Below are 16841 nucleotides of genomic sequence, written 5' to 3' on the forward strand. Positions count from 1 at the left end.
TGTTGAGGGAAAATGATGGAGAGCAAGGCGTATGATTGAGTAATAGCTCGCTATTACGATTGAATGCAACGCTGTTATCTATTATTTTACCCAACAAGATAGAGCAGATACTTATGCGGATTGTATAAATTGGTTAGGATTATTACATTCCTTGCACAGTGAATATATAAAAAAACCAGCAAAGCTGGCTTTTTTATTGTTATAAATATCACGCCACTATTCAATGCGTTGTATAAGCTTTTCGATTTCAACTCGCTGAACTGGATTACTCTTATTTAAAATAGATAATAGAATCTCCTTAGCCCCTTTTTTATCATCTATTTCTAGGTACGCTCTTGCTAAGTCTAGTTGCGCACTTACTCCATTTTCATCATCATCAATGTCGATATCAGACTCAGCATTAATAACATCCGGAAACTCATCTAAACCGAAATCTAAATCAAATTCGTCATAAAGATCTTCTTTATTATTAGACTGTTCACTATCTTCCATCAATGTCTCGATATCGATAAAATCATTCTTTTTAACAATCTCATCTTGATCAGTTTGCGCTTGAGCAAGCAAATCGTCAATATCGGCTTCATCGCTTTGCGCTTGAGACAGTAAATCATCGATATCAGCTTCATCGCTTTGCGCTTGTGCGAGTAAATCATCGATATCAGCTTCATCGCTTTGCGCTTGCGCGAGCAAATCGTCAATATCGGCATCATCGGTTTGCGCTTGCGCGAGCAAATCGTCAATATCGGCATCATCGGTTTGCGCTTGCGCGAGCAAATCGTCAATATCAGATTCATCGCTTTGCGCTTGAGCAAGCAAATCATCGGCATCAGCTTCATCGCTTTGCGCTTGAGCCAGTAAATCGTCAATATCGGCTTCATCGCTTGGCGCTTGAGCCAGTAAATCATCAATATCGGCTTCATCGCTTGGCGCTTGAGCCAGTAAATCATCAATATCGGCTTCATCGCTTGGCACTTGAGCAAGCAAATCGTCAATATCGGCTTCATCGGTTTGTGCTTGTGCGAGCAAATCGTCAATATCGGTTTCGTCGGGTTGCGCTTGAGCAAGCAAATCATCAATATCGGCTTGTTCCTGTTCTTCCTGAGCTAATAAATCATCTAATTCAGTACTAACAGATTTAGCATTGCTTGACTGCGTTGACTCTAACAAATCAGAAATCATATCTGGATCGGTGATATTCTCACTAATAACTTCTGGTTGAGTTACCTCATCTGTTTTTGGTGATGTTACGGCCGAGTCTATACTCCATTCATCTTGCTCCGTAACATCATTTTGCTTTACATTGCTATCCTCTTCAGCTAATTGCGCTTCCCATTCCGCCGCCAAATCTAAATCATCATTACTAATTAGATCTTCTGCATTAACAAGTGCTGCAATACCAAAGGGATCATCCTCATCATGAGCGGGTTCATCATCATCTAAATTAATCGTCGATAATGATTCATTTTCAACTAACTCATTAATGCCGAATGGATCTACATCACTATTATCTAAATCAACATCCATTGTTTCAGGAGCAGTGTCACCACCAGGGATAATCTCCTCCAAATCAATATGTTGCAACTCTGATGAAAAGTCATTTTCTTCGTCATCATCAATATTGATGGTTTCCGGCTCAGCGGATTCTTGTGCAGAAAAATCTATTTCTTGCTCACTCTCACCTTCGGCAAAAATATCTTCAGTTAGTAGCGAATCAAATTTGCCATGCTCTTCCATCAACATACTTGTAGATTGTGCAAGTTCTTCATTTTGCTCGGCTAATGACTTTTTAACACTCATGCGTGAGATAATGACAAAAATAGCGAGTAATAATAATATAGGGAAGAAGATCACTAATAGTAAGTTGGTCAAAGAAGACGTTATCCAACGTAATACTTCATTAAACAGCCCTTCACCGCTAAATGGGCGAGCTGCAACGGCGTCTAATTGGGCTCGATAATCTGCAAGGGTGATCTGTAAAGCTTTATTATTCGCTAATTCGGCTTCCAGTGCAGCCTGTGTTGAACTGAGCTCTTCACGAAGTGGATCAATTATTTGTATTAATTTTTGATTTTTCTCAGTCTCAACTAATAGATCTTCTTGGAGACTATTAAAGCTATTTTGTTGCTTTACCGATTCAACTTGAAGCGCGATCAATTCATTTTTTACAACCAATAACTCTTCTTTTAATGCCTCATCTACGGCTTTCTGTGCAATAATCGACTTCTCATTTTTTTGTGGAGCCTGTGCGACTGATTGCGCTTCCGGTTTAGTATTTTTTTTAGCAGGTGTTACGCTGGATTTGGCTTTATTTACCGTTACGTTAGGCTTAGGCGTATACTTGTTAATTAACGCCATCGCCTCTCTATCTGTTTGTTGTAAAACGAAGTCTAACGTTGGAATGGTAATATTCGAAGATGCAATCGGTCTATTAATATTACCGTTAAAAAATGCATTAGGATTTAATTTATAGATACCAAGAAGGGTTTGTTGAATACTAACCCTATCGCTCGGTCTAAGTTTAGAGGCAATTGACCATAATGTTTCACTCGTCGTAATTGGCCCATATTGCCCATTAGAAGTTGCAGTTTCTCCATTAGGTCCCGTTAAATCAAGGGCGAAACTTTGTGGTGCAGAAAATATTAAAGAAGAGCAGCATACAAGAGTAAGCAGGAGACGCTTCATATCCATTCCTTGTTAAAAGCAAAAATAAGTCGTTAATAAACAGTTCTATTAACTTGAATAATAAACTAGCTCATTCAACTGCCGTGTAATTATCTAAAAAGTTAGGCTAGAATTGAGATTTAGCCCACTATAATATTCTATTCAAAATTATAAATAGGTATGTATTAGCTTTTCAGCAACCATAATCGCATTTGTCGCAATACCAAAGTGAATGTTATCTGCACAAACCCATAGATTGATACCACATGGATCACAAACATCTTTTCGTAATCGCCCGACTTGTACGCTCTCATTACCAATAACATCATTAATCATGTCTGGATAATCACAAACTGATTTTGCTAACACAATTCCATCGCTGTGATGTAATGACTGTGCAACCTCATCAAGCTCGACAGGGTAATGCGTTTGTAAGTGTACGGCTTGCGCACATCCATAAAACATTGGTACAACAGCCTGTGTTGATGAAACAATAATAGCGGGGTCATTTAATAGTGAACGTATTTCATTTACTAAACGTAATTCACTTAAACTAATACCTTCATCATCAAGCGCGCCAACTTGTGGAAACACATTGAACGCACACTGTTGAGGAAAGTTAGAACTCTCTATTGCCATGCCATTTAACAAGCGAGCGGTTTCACCTGCGAGCGTTGTTACGCCAACCTTACCCGTTACCGACACAGAGTGATAACTTGCAACATTGACACGTACTAAGCCCACTTCTTGATTAATCTGCTTAATTGCTAAACTTAACTGCGCACTTTCACTGCTTGGAATCGCTATTTTATTGGTTTCTAAATAACGGCCAAGGTGGTCGTCATTAACACCGATTTGGACCAATGGAACGTTAATATCTTCGCTAAAAGTGCCGCTATTATCTATAACAATACAATACTCACTCGCGACATCTGCCCATTTTTGAGTGGTTTCGATATCCGTTAAGAAAAATGCGATATCCACTTTTTGCCAATCAAATTCCTCGATATTGCTAACAGTTAGCGATTTTCCTGAAAACATAACGGTTTCAATATCTGTTTCACCATTAGCAAGCGGGTAAACCTTAGCAACTGGAAAGTCTCGTTTGACAAGCACTTCTAGTGTCGTTTCAATACACCCATGGATGTCACCTATCAGCGCGATATTATATTCAGATTTCATTGTATTCCTTGCTGTTACTCGTTAGTTGAAAAACCTAACCTAGTTAATAATGCATTTTGTGATTTATGTGCGTTAACCGTCAATGTAGATAATTCACGGCGTTCTTGGTAAGTTTTTCGCATAGTATCAAAACCATCAACTTGTTCAATCATTTGACGGAATAAATAGTCATCTCTGCGCACATCAAAAATCAGATGGACGAGTGATTTTAATAGTGTTTGGTCCACTGTCTGTGAAATATTGATAGCATTAATCGCAGCAGTCGGTAGGAAATCCTTTAACGTATACGTTGTTGGTAACGACAATAAATCGGTTAATGCTTGATATAGCATTTCCGTCCCACGTACTTTGCCATCTAAGCTATAACCGGCAATATGCGGTGTTGCAATTTCCACCAAAGGTAACAACCGTTTTTCTATATTGGGTTCATTTTCCCACACGTCAAATACGAGAGAGGGTAACTTCTGCCCGTTGGCAATTTCTAACAAGGCTTGATTATCAATCACATCACCACGTGATGCATTCAATAAAATCTGCCCACTCGTTAATGTCGATAACACTTCATGGTTAAACATATGGACCGTTGGAAACGGACCTACAGTGATTTTAGGGACATGTAGGGTAATGATATCCGCTTTGAGAACATCGCTGAATTGACAAAAATCGCGCTTATCACCTGCTAGCTGCAAGGGGGGATCATATAACTTACAGTTGACACCCAAAGCCGTTAAACGTTGAAATACCGCACTACCCGTATTACCAGCGCCAACAATCGCCACTGTTTTATCGGTGAGTTGAAACTGTTTTTTTTCAGCGAGTACCAACAAACTACTTAAAATATATTCCGCAACAGAGACCTTATTACACCCTGGCGCACTGCTGAAAGCCACGCCTCTGTTTTGTAGATACTTTTGATCGATATGGTCGGTGCCGATGGTTGCTGTGCCAACAAATTTAAGAGACTGATTAAGGTGTAATAACGTCTCATTAACTTGCGTAATAGAGCGAACTAATAACACATCGGCATGACGTAATTGTTCCGCTGTGACACTACGACCAGCAAAATAATGTAGCGAGCCTAATTCAGCGAAGAACTCCTGTGCATAAGGAATATTTTCATCTATATAAATATTCATTTAATTTCCTACAAAAAAAGGAGCGTAAGCTCCTTTTTATTTATTATCAATAACGAATTAAATGGTTAGTAACGCTTAAATACCAAGGTTGCGTTGGTACCACCAAAACCGAAACTGTTAGACATAACAAGGTTCAATTTAGCATCCTCAGCTTGGTTAGCAACAATCGGTAAACTAACTGCTTTTTCATCGATTTCTTCAATATTAATTGAAGGAGAGATAAAGTTATTTTCCATCATGATCAGGCTATAAATGGCCTCATGGACACCAGCGGCACCTAAAGCATGACCTGTTTGCGATTTTGTCGCACTAATCTTTGGTGCTTTATCGCCAAACACTTCATTAATCGCCTCGAGCTCTTTAGTGTCGCCAACGGGGGTAGAAGTACCATGTGTATTAAGGTAATCAATATCGCCCTCTACCGTCGATAAAGCCTGACGCATACAGCGAACAGCACCTTCTCCAGAAGGAGCAACCATATCGTAACCGTCTGATGTTGCACCGTAACCAACAATTTCAGCGTATATTTTAGCACCACGAGCAAGCGCATGCTCTAACTCTTCAACGACAACCATACCGCCACCACCGGAGATAACAAAACCGTCACGGTTTGCATCATAAGTACGAGACGCTTTTTCTGGTGTTTCGTTGTATTTACTTGATAAAGCACCCATGGCATCGAACTCACAAGCCATGGTCCAATGTAACTCTTCACCACCACCAGCAAAAACAATATCTTGTTTACCAAGCTGAATTTGCTCAAGTGCATGACCAATACAATGAGAGCTTGTTGCGCACGCAGAACTCATTGAATAGTTAATACCTTTAATTTTAAAAGGTGTTGCAACACATGCAGATGTGGTACTTGCCATGGTACGAGGCACCATGTAAGGGCCAACACGACGAACGCCCTTATCAAGCATAATTTGGCAAGCTTCTACTTGATTTTTAGATGAGCCACCACCCGACCCTGCAACGATGCCGGTTCGCTCATTAGAGACCATTTCAGGTGGTAAGTTTGCGTCGGCAATAGCCTGTTCCATTGATAAATAAGTATATGCAGCGGCATCACCCATGAAACGCATCACTTTACGGTCAATATGTTGCGATGGATCTATTTTTAAATCCCCCCAAACGTGGCTACGCATTTTCAATTCTGCAAATTGCTCGGAGAAGGTTATGCCTGATTTACCACTTTTAAGTGAAGCTAAAACTTCTTCTTTATTGTTACCAATACTAGAAACAATACCAATACCTGTAATTACTGCTCTTTTCATTATTAAGCCTTTATTGCTTGAGGGACTAATTATATGATGATAGAAATGTAGTTTTACTTGTTAGCTACACATCGAGCATCCAAATATAATCGCACAGAGTGGGAAATATAACTTGTATCAAGGTAAAAGCAAATTAATTCAACACGCAAAAATAGACTGGTCTGATCAGTCAGAACCTTATTCCCCTGAATTTCAAGACATCTACTTCAATACAGAAGAAGGTTTAAAGGAATCGCTTTATGTGTTTTTAGCGGGTAATGCGTTGCCTGAGCGATGGCTTAAATCAACGCAGCCCTTTTTTAGCATTGCCGAAACAGGCTTCGGTACAGGTTTAAATTTTTTAATCACCTGCTTGGAATTTCAAAAATTTAAAAGAGAAAACCCCGAGGCTCCGTTAAAGCGTTTATATTTTACTAGCTTTGAGCTATACCCGTTATCACTTGCAGATTTACAACAGGCTTTACAGAGATGGCCATTACTCGAGAATTTTATTGCACCGCTACTCGCTCAATACCCACTGCCTCTCCCCGGATGCCACCGCATAACCTTAGATGAATTCGATATTACCTTAGACCTTTGGTTTGGTGATGTAACGACCACCTTGCCAACGCTCTATTGTTATCCCTCAGGGCTGTTTGATTGTTGGTATCTCGATGGTTTCGCGCCGAGTAAAAACCCAGAAATGTGGAGCAACGCGCTTTTTACCCAGATAGCTCAGACTTGTAAGGCTAACGCAACCATCGCCACCTTCACTGCCGCAGGATTTGTCCGACGAGGATTAACTTTAGCTGGTTTTAACATGAACAAACGTAAAGGTTATGGCAAAAAACGGGAAATGTTAGTCGGGCAACTCGTATCATCCCCAATAAAATCAATATTACAGGGACAACATTACCGACCTACTGCAACCACACGTAGCCGTGATATAGCCATTATCGGGGGGGGAATAAGCAGTGCATGTCTATCCTTGGCGTTAATAAAACGCGGTTATAAAGTCACCCTATATTGTCAAAATAGTGACATCGCATCGGGCGCATCAGGTAATCAACAGGGGGCACTCTATCCATTATTAAACCAGCAGCATAATTCGCTCAGTCAATTCTTTGCCAATGCCTTTCTGTTTTCACGTAACTATGTCCAAAAGCTGCAACAAAGCAGTCCCTTTGCCCATGATTTATCGGGACTATTGCAGCTCTACTATGATCAGAGCGCAACAAACAAATTAGAGAAAATTTTACAGGCGCAGCTACCCGACCAACTTGTTAAGTACGTTTGTACAACAGAGTGTAATGATATCGCTAATTTACAAATTGATACCGCTGCGCTTTTTTATCCACTTGCAGGCTGGTTAAGCCCGGTGCAAATGGTCCGGGCTATTTTCGCCAGCGCTAAACAGTTAGGTGAATTAACCATCCATTTAAATCAGCAACTACACTCTTTTAGTCACTCGCCAACGGGTTGTAAATTGCATTTTATGGAGCAACAACGAGAACATGACCTATTAATATTGGCCTGTGGATTCGAAACACTAAATTTTACCCAATGTCGCGCCATTCCGTTATCGGCAGCTCGTGGTCAAGTGACTCATATTGCAACCAATAACTGGCTTTCAAATTTACAAGTCCCCCTATGCCATGAAGGTTATTTAACACCACAATATGGAGGGAAACATTGTATGGGTGCGACGTTTAAGCGCCATATTATGGATCCATCTTTTGCACTTGATGAGCAACGTGAAAATAAACTTAAGCTGCAAAAATGTCTCCCCAACAGCGCATGGACGGAGACCATTGATTGTGACCATCAAGAGGCACATATCGGTATTCGCAGCACCACACGTGACCACTTCCCTTATGTTGGCGCATTAGCTGACTATGAAGCAACCAAAACGCTTTATGAAGATGCAGAAAAATCATTACCGGCGGAAAATGCGCCCTTTTATGAGAATATATTCATCTTAACCGGATTAGGCTCTCGTGGATTATGTTCAGCCCCCCTTGCCGCTGAAATACTTGCTAGCCAAATCGAGGGTTCGCCACTCCCCTTATCAAAAAACATATTAAATGCCATGCAAACAAATAGGCAGTGGGTGAATTACCTGCAAAAAGGTAAAAAAATGAAGATATAAGTAACGATAACGACCATAAGCTTTATATTCTTTCCCTTTACTCTTTGTTAAAAGGTAGAATTGCGTTAATCTACGCCCTCGACTTTAGGGAATGCTCCATGCGCGGCATAAACCTGACTAAAATATAGAATTAATGAGACATTATACAGTTTAATGAAATATTCCCGCGTTTTTATCAACAGCCTAGCTTACGAATTGGCACCAGAAGCCATTTCCAGTAACGAATTAGAAGCGCGTCTTGCGCCTTTATATCAAAAATTACGGATTCCTATGGGACAACTTGCTGCCTTAACGGGTATACAAGAACGTCGTTGGTGGCCAAGTAATCATCGTTTATCCGACGGTGCCATTGCTGCCGCTAAAAAAACCATTGCAGAAACCGATATTGATATCAATGATATTGGTGCCGTTGTTTATACTGGCGTCTGCCGAGATCAACATGAGCCAGCCACGGCCTGCCGAATAGCTGCTGAGCTTGGCGTTAACAACCATACTGCCATTTATGATATCAGTAATGCCTGCTTAGGCGTGTTAACAGGCATCTTAGATGTGGCTAATCGTATAGAGCTTGGACAGATCAAAGCGGGATTAGTCGTTTCCTGTGAATCTGCTCGCCATATCGTCGATATCACTATCGACAATATGCTAGAAAATCCAACCATTCAAAATTTTTCTCAATCCCTAGCAACACTGACGGGAGGCTCTGGCGCAGTGGCGGTTTTATTAACCGATGATAGTTTACCGCTCACCAATAGCCGTAAACATAAATTGCTCGGTGCCAGTCACCTTTCCGCGCCCGAGCACCATGACCTGTGTAAATGGGGCTTACAAGAAGTGGGTTTAAAACTGCATCGCGAGTTTATGCGCACTAATGCCGTGCCATTACTCAAAGAAGGGGTAGCACTTGCCTATAATACTTGGCAGCATTTTTTAACACAGCAAAATTGGATAAGCGAAAATGTTGACAAAGTTATTTGTCACCAAGTGGGCTCAGCCAATCAAAAGCAAGTCTTAGCTGCACTAAATATTCCTGCACACAAAGAGTTTCCGACCTATCAGAAACTTGGCAATATGGGTACAGTCTCTCTCCCTGTCACCGCAGCCATTGCCCATGAGCAAGGCTTTTTAAGCAAAGGTGACAAAGTAAGTTTTCTCGGTATAGGCAGTGGTCTTAACTGCATGATGTTAGGGTTGGAATGGTAAGATGAATTTAGATACTTTATTTCCCTTTAAACGTAATTACTTAAATCGTAATGGTCAAAAATATCACTATCTTAATGAAGGTAGTGGCGATCCGGTTGTTATGGTCCATGGTAATCCAAGTTGGTCTTTTTATTACCGCAATTTAGTTTCTGCATTAAGTGCCAATTATCAATGTATTGTCCCAGACCATATTGGCTGTGGTTTATCTGACAAACCGAGTGACAGCGATTATAAATATACCCTAAAAACACGTATCGATGACTTAGAAGCGTTGCTCGATTCTCTCAATGTTAAAGAGAATATTACCCTAGTTGTACATGACTGGGGAGGAATGATTGGACTGGGCTACGCAGCGCGCCACCCTGAACGTATCAAGCAGTTGGTGATATTAAACACCGCCGCTTTTCATATCCCAAAGAGTAAACGATTTCCGATGCCATTATGGATCTGTCGTAATACCCTATTGGGCACGGTGTTAGTGCGTGGTTTTAATGCCTTTTCTTCGATCGCATCCTATGTGGGTGTGAAGCGAAAACCGATGGCAAAGGCTATCCGTCAAGCCTATGTTATGCCCTTCAACTCTTGGAACAATCGCATTTCTACACTGCGTTTTGTACAGGATATTCCACTTTTCAGACGCGATGTGAATTATCAATTAGTTTCAGAAATAGAAGCTAGTCTCGCGCATTATCAAAACATCCCCACCCTCATCTGTTGGGGGCTGAAGGATTTCGTTTTCGACAAACATTTCTTAGCGGTATGGAAAGAGAAGTTACCACAGGCAGCGTGCCATGAATTCGCCGATTGTGGCCATTATATTCTTGAAGATGCCAGTGATGAGGTGATCCCGCTTATTGAACAATTTATGGCAGCCAATCATTGATGAGTAATACAAACCTTTGCCAACATCTGGTCAATGCAGCAAGTGAATTACCCGATGCGCTTGCCGTCGCAGTACAAACAAAAAAATTGACCAAATTAAGCTATCAAGAGATCAATTTTAAGCAACTAAATGAACGCTCCGATGCGATCGCCTTTGCGCTTAATCAATATGGTCTGAAGCGTGGCACAAAGGCGGTATTAATGGTTACACCCAGTATTGATTTTTTTGCACTCACTTTTGCACTTTTCAAAGCGGGCATCGTCCCTATTTTAGTGGATCCCGGCATGGGGATTAAAAATCTCAAACAATGTTTTATTGAAGCAAAACCAGAGGTTTTTATTGGTATCCCTAAGGCACATCTAGCGAGAAAACTATTTTCTTGGGGCAAAGAGAGTATTAAACAGACCATTAATGTGGGGGGAGTAAATCTTTTTGCTGATATTAGCCTCAACACCTTATTACGCCGCCATCAAAGCAATCGCTCTTATCAAATGGTACAACTTGCTGACCATGAAATGGCGGCTATCTTATTTACCAGTGGCAGCACTGGCAGCCCGAAAGGCGTTGTATATTCACATGCGATGTTTGAAGCACAAATAAATGTGCTTAAAAATGATTATGAAATTAAACAAGGTGAACGCGACTTAGCAACTTTTCCGCTATTTTCGCTTTTTGGCCCCGCACTGGGAATGGCTTCCATTGTACCTGATATGGATGCAAGCAAACCGATAACAGCCAATCCTAACCATATTTTTGCCGCAATTGAAAAGTATCAATGCACAAATTTATTTGCTAACCCCGCATTAATCGAACTATTAGGACAAGCAGGCAACAAACAGCAAATCAAATTATCTAGCATAAAACGAGTTATCAGTGCAGGAGCGCCTGCGACCTTGCCATCCATTGAACGCTTTACCAAATTGCTGTCAGGTAATAGCGAAGTGATTAACTCCTACGGTGCAACCGAGGCGTTACCAATCAGTAAAATTGCCAGTTCACAGCTATTACGTACCCATAGCATCACCGATACCGGTGGCGGTATTTGTGTCGGTTTACCCGTTGCAGGGGTGGACGTTAAAATCATCGCTATTAGCGATAAAATTATCGACAAATGGGACGATAGCCTTAGCTTACCCAGCTATGAAATTGGTGAGATTGTAGTAAAAGGACCGCAAGTAAGCGAGCGCTATTATCATCGCGATCAGGCAACACTGGCGAGTAAAATTATAGATGGTCAACAGGTACGTCACCGTATGGGTGATAGCGGCTATTTCGATGAACAGGGACGCTTATGGATGTGTGGACGCGCATCACACAGCGTACAAGCAACCATTAATGAGCAAGAAAAGCGCTTTTTTTCCATCTCCTGTGAGCGTATTTTCAACACCCACCAAGCGATTAAACGTAGTGCCTTAGTGAGTATTGAAGAAAATGGGAATATAGTGCCACTGTTGTGCATCGAGCTTAATCGTGACACGCATAAAAGCGCAAAAATGATTTTTACTGAATTGCGGCTAATTGCCGATAGACACACTCAAACGGTCGGTATTGAAAAATTTTTAGTGCACCCAAATTTCCCGATGGATATTCGCCATAACGCGAAAATATTTAGGGAAAAATTAGCTATTTGGGCGCAGCAACAAATCAATAAATAAGCGAAATTAACCATGTCATTTAACACGACTCCTGTATTCAATGAATTACATCCACAACAACAACTTGTACTAAAACAACTTTCAGGAAAGGTGAAACGTGTTTTTGTCACTGGTGCGGGTGGTTTTTTAGGTAAAGCTCTGTGCCGATTCTTACGCAGTGCTGATATACAAGTTGTGGGTTTTGCTCGTGGTGATTATCCAGAACTTCGGGCAATGGGGATCGAGCTAATACAAGGTGATATCTGTGATGAAATGGCTCTGTTAGATGCCATGCAAGATTGTGACCTGGTTTTTCATGTTGCCTCTAAAGCAGGGGTATGGGGGAGTAAAGATTCCTATTTCTTACCCAATGTACAGGGAACTGAAAACATAATCGCGGCATGTTTAGCACATAATATAAAACAGTTAGTCTATACCAGTACGCCAAGCGTTACCTTTTCTGGTGTTGATGAAGAAGGTATTGATGAATCGGCTCCCTATGCCGCACAGTTTTTAAATTTTTATGGCCTTTCGAAGGCAATTGCAGAGCAGAAAATTTTACAGGCCAATCATGAAAATCTTAAAACAACCGCCCTACGACCACACTTAATATGGGGGCCAGGTGATCCGCATTTAACGCCTAGGGTATTACAACGGGCAGAAGCCGGTAAACTAAAATTAGTCGGAAAAACGGACAAACTCGTTGATACGATTTACATCGATAATGCCGTTTACGGCCACCTACTCGCCGCTGTCGAATTATGCGCTAATGCCTCTCGCTGTACAGGTAAGGCTTACTTTCTAAGCAATGATGAGCCTATTTTGATGGCCGACATGCTAAATAAGATACTCGCTTGCAAAGAACTACCAGCGGTCAGCAAACGGGTCTCAACACAACTTGCATACTCTGTTGGAACATTGTTGGAGTGGATTTATATTGCCCTACGCAAACAACAGGAGCCAATTATGACGCGCTTTGTTGCAAGACAGTTATCAACGAGCCACTATTTTGATATCAGTGCGGCAAAGAGTGATCTTGGCTATGAAGCATTAATCTCGATTGATGAAGGGATGGAAAAACTCAAACCATCAATAAATGCCTAAACCACCATTTAATTCATTTTCGATCAAAAAAAGGCGGGTATCTAATTCGAGTTGATGATAATTAGGCAACATATAACAGCATAAATTATAAAATGCCTTGTTGTGCTCTTTCTCTTTTAAATGCGCCAGCTCATGAACCACTATCATATCGAGCATCGCCTGCGGTGCATTTTTAAATAGCGTTGCAATACGGATTTCCTGCTTTGCTTTTAATTTCCCCCCTTGTACACGTGAAACATAGGTATGTGTCCCGAGGGCATGCTTAACAAGCTGTATTTTCGGATCAAAACAGACTTTACTCAACGGTGATGACTGTTTCACATAACGTTTTTTATAATCCTGCACATAATCAAAGAGCGCTTTTTCACTATTTATGCTGTTTTTTTCTGGATATTTATTAACTAAATAAGCCGCCAGTTTATTTTCCGATACTAGCCCTTCTACTTGCGCAATAATAGTTGCTGGGTAATGGGCAATATATTGTAATGCTTTCATGACTTAACCGGTAAATAAGAGGATGGAGAGAATATAAATTAAAATTTAAGCAAAAAAAATGGTAAATCCATACGGACCTACCATTCTCTATATTATTTAGCACTCATAAAGAGCTAAATATATCACAGCAAATTAAAGTGCTACGATGTTGTCAGCTTGTGGGCCTTTTTGACCTTGGCTAACAGTGAATTCTACTTTTTGGCCTTCAGCTAAAGTTTTGAAACCTTCGCTTGCAATTGCACTGAAGTGTGCGAATACATCTGGACCAGATGCTTGCTCGATGAAACCAAAACCTTTAGATTCGTTAAACCACTTAACTGTACCTTGAACTTTAGACATAATAATATCCTGTAATTTTATTTAATGTAAGAATGCCATATTGGCGGGATAGCGTAAAAACAGACTGGAACTTAAAAACTACAGTGCGTGGTATTATTAATAAAACAACGAATTGGAGAATGTAAACAAAAGGCTTTCTTTTTTGCTGACCGCCACTATATAGTGTTTTCATTAACGGTCAAGTACTCATTTGTAAATAATCATATATATAAAACACTTCCCATCAATATAATAAGTTAGTTCTATTTTAATGATTCTGTGAATAACTGTGGCAAGATATCTTGCGCTTTTCCAAGGTACTCTTCTTGAAACGCGCGGTTGATCGTTCCCATCGGTTGTAGATTAACCAACAGGGTTCGCGCCCCATTATAGGCTGCGATACTGACAAAATTAGAGGCCGGATAAACCGTACCAGAAGTGCCGATGGCAATAAACAGATCGCATTCCTGTAAAAAGGTTTCAATAACGCCATCACTTAATGCCGGAATATCTTCGCCAAACAGAACAATATCAGGGCGAATTGGACTCCCACATAGCGGGCATTCAGGCGTCCTATCCAGATGTCCTTGCTGATCACGATAACGTGCTAGTTTACAGTGTGAATTGCTACATTTGCTATACATAATATCGCCATGTAAATTGATGACATTTTTACTACCTGCACGTTGATGCAAACCGTCTACGTTTTGTGTCACTAGCAATAGCTTTTGATCTGCCGATAAATGCTTTTCTAATTGCACTAAAGCAAGGTGTGCGGCATTAGGCTCTGCTGCAAGCACAGGTTCTCGCAGGCTACCAAATAATCGCCAAGTGTCCGCCGGTGAACGGTTAAATGCAGTGATTGAGCCATAACGCTCAACTTCATGCTCTTCCCATATACCACCGCTACCACGGTAGGTTTGCAAGCCAGAATCTGCGGAGATACCCGCACCGGTTAGCACGAATATTTTTGAATATTGAGAGAGATTAATTGCCATCTGCATTCCTTGTTCGTCCACTTGCTTCTTAATCATTATTAGCAAATAGATATGCGCTTCTTTTACATAAATAAACCAGCATTAACATCAAGGGCACTTCAATCAACACCCCCACTACGGTCGCCAATGCAGCCCCTGAAGACAACCCAAAGAGGATAACAGCCGTCGCAATCGCAACTTCAAAGTGATTGGAGGCACCGATCAGCGACACTGGTGCAGCATCTTGATATGAGAGTTTGAACCACCTAGATAAAAGAAAATATCCTAGCGCAAAGATAAAGAGAGTTTGTAATAACAATGGAATAGCTATCCAGAGAATAGTTAATGGATTGGCAACAATAATTTCCCCTTTAAAGGAAAACAACAGAACCAAGGTGATCAATAACGCGGTAATACTAACGGGCGTTAACCAACCAAGAAATTTTTCGTTGAACCAATCTATTCCCTTATATTTAAGAATTAATTTTCTCGAAAAATAGCCAGCGAGCAAAGGTATTGCAACGTAAATTAACACGGAAAGCGTCATCGTTTCCCAAGGTACTGGCATTGAATTTACATTCAGCAAGAGAGTGCCTAATGGCCCATAAAGTAACAGCATCATCAGCGAATTAATCGCAACCATCACCAAGGTTAATCCATCATTTCCCTTTGCTAAATTACCCCACATTAATACCATCGCGGTACATGGCGCGATCCCAAGCAAAATAGTGCCCGCAATGTAACTGCGCCATAGATCCACTTCTTCGCCATTGGCCAAAATTTCCGTCCCGGGTAGAAAATCTCTGAATAAATAGCCTAAAAAAAGATAGGAGATCGCAAACATGGTAAATGGTTTAATTGCCCAATTAATAAATAACGTAAGCATAACTGGCTTTGGTGTTTTTGCAGATTTAACTACCTGCGCAAAATCTATTTTCACCATAATCGGATACATCATAAAAAAGAGACATACTGCAATAGGAATGGATACCTGATAAATTGACCATTCATTTAGGGTATTGGCAACACTCGGTGCGCTCTTTCCCAAAAAAATACCCGCGGCAATACAAAACACGACCCATATGGTCAAATAACGTTCAAAAATTGATAATTTTTTTTCTGCCATCTTAATGACCTCAATTATTTCAGTAACTACCCTATAGGATTTTACTCATCACTTAAGTATATGCGTCGATTTTATAAGTAACTATATAACCACAAAATTTTTCATAAAGATTACAATGATATCATTGACCCGTCTATAGCTATAGGGTTTAAGGTAGAAGCAGTTCAAAACAGGAGGTACTTATGTTTACTGTCACTCAACTTGCGAAACAATTTGCCATTTCTAGAACAACTATTTTGTACTACGAAAAAGAGAAACTCCTAGCGCCAGCTTATCGTTCTGAAAATGGCTATCGCTGGTATGGCGAGAAAGAAATTTTACGAATAAAAGCAATTATCTCTTATCGATCCTACGGTTTGTCTATTGCCAGTATTCGTACCTTGTTAGCACAAAATGATAAATCACAATCTCAGATATTAAAGGATCATTTCAATGAATTAGAACAAGAAATTCAAAACCTTAAAGCACAACAAAAGGCAATTGTGCTGTTATTACAAACGCCTAACTTAATAGAGGAAAAAATGGTGAATAAAGAACGCTGGGTAGAAATAATGGTTGCAGCAGGTTTTAGCGAAGATGACATGATTAGATGGCATCAAAAATTTGAACAACTAGAGCCACAGGAACACCAAAAATTCCTCGAGTCTCTAGCCATATCGCAGCAAGAAATTACTAAAATCAGAGCGCTGTAAGCTTAATATTGCCGCAAGGATGTGG

14 protein-coding genes are annotated in these 16841 nt (G+C 40.5%); 6 read left to right on the forward strand and 8 right to left on the reverse strand.

The features are described from left to right. Positions 1–216: 216 nt before the first annotated feature. The 4 genes from AB2N10_RS06560 to fabB form a co-directional block, all read right to left on the reverse strand. Entirely contained in the window at positions 217–2682 is a 2466-nt protein-coding gene (locus AB2N10_RS06560) for a FimV/HubP family polar landmark protein (RefSeq protein WP_354624483.1), read from the reverse strand. Positions 2683–2829: 147 nt separating this feature from the next. Then, positions 2830–3843, reverse strand: a complete 1014-nt coding sequence (locus tag AB2N10_RS06565) for an aspartate-semialdehyde dehydrogenase (protein WP_354624484.1) — start codon at positions 3841–3843, stop codon at positions 2830–2832. 14 nt (positions 3844–3857) lie between these two features. Further along, positions 3858–4979: a 4-phosphoerythronate dehydrogenase gene (locus tag AB2N10_RS06570; RefSeq protein WP_354624485.1), complete on the reverse strand. Its 1122-nt coding sequence runs from the start codon at positions 4977–4979 to the stop codon at positions 3858–3860. Positions 4980–5044: 65 nt separating this feature from the next. Then, complete coding sequence (gene fabB / locus AB2N10_RS06575) at positions 5045–6256, reverse strand: beta-ketoacyl-ACP synthase I (protein WP_369434523.1); 1212 nt, start codon at positions 6254–6256, stop codon at positions 5045–5047. A 112-nt stretch (positions 6257–6368) separates the two neighbouring features. Here fabB and mnmC point away from each other — a divergent pair, with 112 nt between their 5' ends. The 5 genes from mnmC (at position 6369) to oleD (ending at position 13208) form a co-directional block, all read left to right on the forward strand. Then, positions 6369–8384, forward strand: coding sequence for a bifunctional tRNA (5-methylaminomethyl-2-thiouridine)(34)-methyltransferase MnmD/FAD-dependent 5-carboxymethylaminomethyl-2-thiouridine(34) oxidoreductase MnmC (mnmC, locus tag AB2N10_RS06580; protein WP_369434524.1), 2016 nt, complete (start codon positions 6369–6371; stop codon positions 8382–8384). Positions 8385–8537: 153 nt separating this feature from the next. Next, complete coding sequence (locus AB2N10_RS06585; protein WP_354624488.1) at positions 8538–9587, forward strand: 3-oxoacyl-ACP synthase III; 1050 nt, start codon at positions 8538–8540, stop codon at positions 9585–9587. Position 9588: 1 nt separating this feature from the next. Further along, positions 9589–10470, forward strand: coding sequence for an alpha/beta fold hydrolase (locus AB2N10_RS06590; RefSeq protein ID WP_354624489.1), 882 nt, complete (start codon positions 9589–9591; stop codon positions 10468–10470). Beyond that, the gene (gene oleC, locus AB2N10_RS06595; protein ID WP_354624490.1) at positions 10470–12125 is read left to right on the forward strand and encodes an olefin beta-lactone synthetase; all 1656 of its coding nucleotides are present in this window, start codon (positions 10470–10472) and stop codon (positions 12123–12125) included. The genes AB2N10_RS06590 and oleC overlap by 1 nt, the downstream gene beginning before the upstream one ends. Positions 12126–12137: 12 nt before the next feature. After that, positions 12138–13208 carry a 2-alkyl-3-oxoalkanoate reductase gene (gene oleD / locus AB2N10_RS06600; protein ID WP_354624491.1) on the forward strand — a complete coding sequence of 357 codons (1071 nt, stop codon included), beginning with the start codon at positions 12138–12140 and terminating at the stop codon, positions 13206–13208. Here the strand turns inward: oleD and AB2N10_RS06605 are convergent. The 4 genes from AB2N10_RS06605 to arsB all read right to left on the reverse strand — a co-directional run bounded on the left by AB2N10_RS06605 (position 13194) and on the right by arsB (position 16124). Beyond that, a complete protein-coding gene (locus AB2N10_RS06605) occupies positions 13194–13703 on the reverse strand; it encodes a YgjP-like metallopeptidase domain-containing protein (RefSeq protein ID WP_354624492.1) in 510 nt (169 codons plus the stop codon). The two genes, oleD and AB2N10_RS06605, sit on opposite strands and share 15 nt — an antisense overlap. Positions 13704–13835: 132 nt before the next feature. Next, positions 13836–14042, reverse strand: a complete 207-nt coding sequence (locus tag AB2N10_RS06610) for a cold-shock protein (protein WP_354624493.1) — start codon at positions 14040–14042, stop codon at positions 13836–13838. 242 nt (positions 14043–14284) lie between these two features. Further along, a complete protein-coding gene (locus AB2N10_RS06615) occupies positions 14285–15019 on the reverse strand; it encodes an NAD-dependent deacetylase (protein WP_369434525.1) in 735 nt (244 codons plus the stop codon). 28 nt (positions 15020–15047) lie between these two features. Beyond that, positions 15048–16124: an ACR3 family arsenite efflux transporter gene (gene arsB, locus AB2N10_RS06620; RefSeq protein WP_354624495.1), complete on the reverse strand. Its 1077-nt coding sequence runs from the start codon at positions 16122–16124 to the stop codon at positions 15048–15050. 182 nt (positions 16125–16306) lie between these two features. Between arsB and AB2N10_RS06625 the strand changes: the two genes are divergently transcribed. Then, entirely contained in the window at positions 16307–16816 is a 510-nt protein-coding gene (locus AB2N10_RS06625) for a MerR family transcriptional regulator (protein WP_369434526.1), read from the forward strand. Positions 16817–16841: the final 25 nt, after the last annotated feature.

This window comes from Psychromonas sp. MME1 (genome assembly GCF_041080865.1).
Classification (GTDB): Bacteria; Pseudomonadota; Gammaproteobacteria; order Enterobacterales; family Psychromonadaceae; genus Psychromonas.